Source organism: Halomicronema sp. CCY15110, from assembly GCF_016888165.1.
Taxonomy (GTDB): domain Bacteria; phylum Cyanobacteriota; class Cyanobacteriia; order Phormidesmidales; family Phormidesmidaceae; genus Halomicronema.
In genome coordinates this window covers 1-3191 of the sequence record NZ_JACSWC010000301.1, presented here as the reverse complement: position 1 = coordinate 3191, position 3191 = coordinate 1, and the positions used below count along the sequence as shown (strand labels likewise).

The window sequence follows — 3191 nt, the reverse complement described above, 5'->3', positions numbered from 1 at the left end:
GCCGATCGCGCTTTGCCGACGACTCATCCGCCTATGTAGTTGTCGCGACACGCCTATGTACTTGACATTTAATACCCGTGCTTCCTGGAAAATTCGGACTGCTTGGCTGGCGCACTTGAGGTCTACTTTTCAACCTCACTTTCACCGCATGGACGATTGAACCAGCGCTCCAGTTACGACGGCAATTGCGGCTGGCTGCCCCCCTCGCTTCCAATGGTCAAAGACCAGCAAAAAGCCTTGGTTGCCCGCCTACTGGCTCAATTTCCCGATGGCTGCTGTTCTTAGCAGTTTCTCAGACTTCCCTTAGATACCCCTCAGAACTTGCTCAGGTCACCTTCAGTTCACCCACGTTTAGTAAAGAAGCCCTCGGTTGAGCGCGCCTGTCGCTCACTAGATTGAGCCTCGATCCTGTGATCGATTGGCCGGTTTGCTCATCGGCAGCTGTACTCGCCCCCTGACGATCAACGCTCGCGTAATTGCTACTTGTTGTTTTCCATTGAGTTCCATGCAAATTAAGTATTTGACTGCTCTTGTTGCTTCTGCCGTTTTGTCCGTTGGTGCAGCTTTTCTGCCAACAGTATTGAATTCGGCTCAAGCTAATCCCTGTGCCGCAAAGGTTGAGGATCCTTGTGCTGCCGCCGATCCCTGCGCTGCCGCTGACCCTTGCGCCGCCGCTGACCCTTGTGCTGCCGCCGACCCTTGCGCCGCTGCCGATCCTTGCGCCGCTGCCGATCCTTGCGCCGCTGACCCTTGCGCCGCTGACCCTTGCGCCGCTGACCCTTGCGCCGCTGACCCTTGCGCCGCTGACCCTTGTGCCGCTGACCCTTGCGCCGCTGACCCTTGTGCCGCTGCCGACCCTTGTGCCGCCGCTCCGGTTGTGACCTCTTATGCTCCTCCCCACACTGAGGTGTATGTGGAAAATGGCAGCGACCTCGCAATTCGTGGGGCTGATCCAGTGGCTTACTTTACTGAGGGGGAAGCCGTGGCGGGAGTCGCTGAGTACGAATATGAGTGGAATGGGGCAACTTGGCGCTTTAGCAGTGCTGAAAATAAAACTGCTTTCATGGCTGATCCTGTCGCATTTGCGCCGCAGTACGGCGGTTATTGTGCCAAAGCCATGAGCGAAGGCAACCTGGCTTCCGTTGATCCACGTGCCTGGAAGATTGTTGACGGCAAGCTGTACTTGAACTGGAGCAAAGAAGTGCAGGCGCAATGGCTGGAAGATGTTCCTGGCAACATCGAGAAAGCAGACGAGGTTTGGCCGACTGTGCTTTCGGCGCAGACCTTCTATGAAAATCAGATTTCCTGGGCGCAGTAAACGCCACATGGACGGGCCTTGGGCATGAGGACAGACATCATCTCAAAAACCCTAAGGTGCTGCTGAAACTAGGGCCCGATGTCAGTCAAGTTAGGTTTCTCCGGCGACTCCCAGTGAGATCAGGAAACCGGCTTGTCGGCAACTTCTGCCTAGGAATTCGAGAATGTGTCTGGATTTAATTCACGTTCCCGGCGATCGCTAGCTGATAGCGATCGCCGGAATTTTCTATGCGCAATCACTAAACCTGGATTATGAACATAAAGGTGGAATTTGGCGAAATCAGCGGTCATTCACGGAATTCTCAAGTACCTTCAGAGGCAAATGGGTGCGATCGCGCCTTACCCTGGCTCAATCTAATCTACAGATGTCAGGTCACTTAATCGGCCAAGCTATATAGTACGTAGGCACTGACTCAGTGTGCTGGCAGATGTGATGAGTTCATTTCCTGTCTCATAATGCGCGGTGAAATCTTTTGGGGGGGCAATTGTGGATCTTGTTCAACGCCCAGCTTTCGACTGCTGATATTCGCGGCTAATTTTTTGTGCGCTATGACTACTCGGATTTCGTCAACTCAGCGATCGACCTCACCCCCGCAGAAATCGACCTCATGTGGCAGACCGCCCCACCGAGAAAGCCCTTCCCACGCCCTTAGAATAGAACTACATGCATGGAGGCGAGGCGATGACCATCGATACCCAAATTGTCCAAGCGCTAGAGCACATGCCAGACAACTTAAAGCATGAGCTATTGCACTATGCCCAGTACTTAGTTGCCAACTACACCAAAGATCATTCCATTCAGGAGTCACAGACTTCCAAGCGGCGTTCCGGCATCTTACAAGGCACCTTCGTCTTGCCTCTACCCGATGATTTTGACGAGCCTTTAGAAGACTTTCAGGAATACATGTCGTGACCGCTTTTCTGCTGGATACGCACACATTCATCTGGTTGAGTGAAAACCACTCCAGCCTGCCCCAACTTCTGAAAGATCGAATTGATAAAGCAGATACCGTCTATCTCAGCATCGCCAGCCTTTGGGAAATTGCCATCAAAGTTAAGTTGGGCAAACTTGCCCTCAATTAACCCTATGAAGCGATCGGGATTGAACTTGCAGCTTCCGATATTCTTCTACTCCCGATTGCCTTTGAAGATACGGTGCAAGTGCGTCAACTGCCTCTGCGCCACCGCGATCCGTTTGATCGCATGTTGATTGCACAAGCCCTTAATAATGCTCTCGTCATCGTCAGCAAAGATTCGCACTACTTTTGATCTCTATGCAGTAGAAAGGCTGTGGATGTGAAGTGTTCTTACATTCCGGGGCCACCCAAATTTCTCGATCTTGAAACGGGGGCATAAACACCATGTCAGAAAAACGATGTAACACCTGCGGCAGCACTCACTACGAAGAACGACGGATCACCGATCTCTACAGTCACCAGGGCAAATACTTGATTGTGCCGAATACCCCAGTCGAAATTTGCACCGACTGCGGCACTACCTACTACAGTGCTCCAGTCTTAAAAGCGATCGAACAGCAGTTTTTTGCCATTTAGAACAACCAAGCCACCCCCGACGAGTATCTTCAAGTCCCGCTCAAAAGTCTTTGAATATGAAACCCATCCGCTCCCCTATAGAACTTAACCGTGCTGGCAAGCAGGCTTTGATAGAAGCATTGGGCTTTGATGGCATGATCCGATTCATTCGCCAGTTTGAACCTAGCTCGGGAAACTATACCGAAGAACGTCATCAATGGCTCGATCGGCTCACGGCAGACGAAGTTTTTGCACAAATTAAACAAGCTAGTACTCGACGGCATAAATAACCATAGCCATTATGAGGTCAAAGGCTTGCCCGAATAGTTCCATTTAAAGGGC

The 3191-nt window shown here is 51.7% G+C and carries 5 protein-coding genes and 1 pseudogene; all 6 read left to right on the top strand.

Annotated elements, in window-relative coordinates; all coding sequences use genetic code 11:
* Positions 1-629 precede the first annotated feature (629 nt).
* Positions 630-881: a hypothetical protein gene (locus tag JUK32_RS27545; RefSeq protein ID WP_239112632.1), complete on the top strand. Its 252-nt coding sequence runs from the start codon at positions 630-632 to the stop codon at positions 879-881.
* On the top strand, positions 878-1318 hold the full coding sequence (locus tag JUK32_RS27540; protein ID WP_239112631.1) for a YHS domain-containing (seleno)protein: 441 nt from the start codon (positions 878-880) through the stop codon (positions 1316-1318). Before JUK32_RS27545 ends, JUK32_RS27540 begins: the two co-directional genes overlap by 4 nt.
* 681 nt (positions 1319-1999) lie before the next feature.
* The gene (locus tag JUK32_RS13390; protein WP_204139362.1) at positions 2000-2230 is read left to right on the top strand and encodes a DUF2281 domain-containing protein; all 231 of its coding nucleotides are present in this window, start codon (positions 2000-2002) and stop codon (positions 2228-2230) included.
* Positions 2227-2586, top strand: a pseudogene (locus JUK32_RS28720) (type II toxin-antitoxin system VapC family toxin). Before JUK32_RS13390 ends, JUK32_RS28720 begins: the two are co-directional and overlap by 4 nt.
* A 92-nt stretch (positions 2587-2678) precedes the next feature.
* On the top strand, positions 2679-2870 hold the full coding sequence (locus JUK32_RS13380; protein WP_204139361.1) for a YgiT-type zinc finger protein: 192 nt from the start codon (positions 2679-2681) through the stop codon (positions 2868-2870).
* A 56-nt stretch (positions 2871-2926) separates the two neighbouring features.
* The gene (locus JUK32_RS13375) at positions 2927-3139 is read left to right on the top strand and encodes a hypothetical protein (protein WP_204139360.1); all 213 of its coding nucleotides are present in this window, start codon (positions 2927-2929) and stop codon (positions 3137-3139) included.
* Positions 3140-3191: the final 52 nt, after the last annotated feature.

Excerpts from the sequence above, each read along its gene's own strand:
- JUK32_RS13390 (WP_204139362.1), top strand. The coding sequence starts at position 2,000 with ATGACCATCGATACCCAAATTGTCCAAGCGCTAGAGCACATGCCAGAC.
- JUK32_RS13380 (WP_204139361.1), top strand. The coding sequence starts at position 2,679 with ATGTCAGAAAAACGATGTAACACCTGCGGCAGCACTCACTACGAAGAA.
- JUK32_RS13375 (WP_204139360.1), top strand. The coding sequence starts at position 2,927 with ATGAAACCCATCCGCTCCCCTATAGAACTTAACCGTGCTGGCAAGCAG.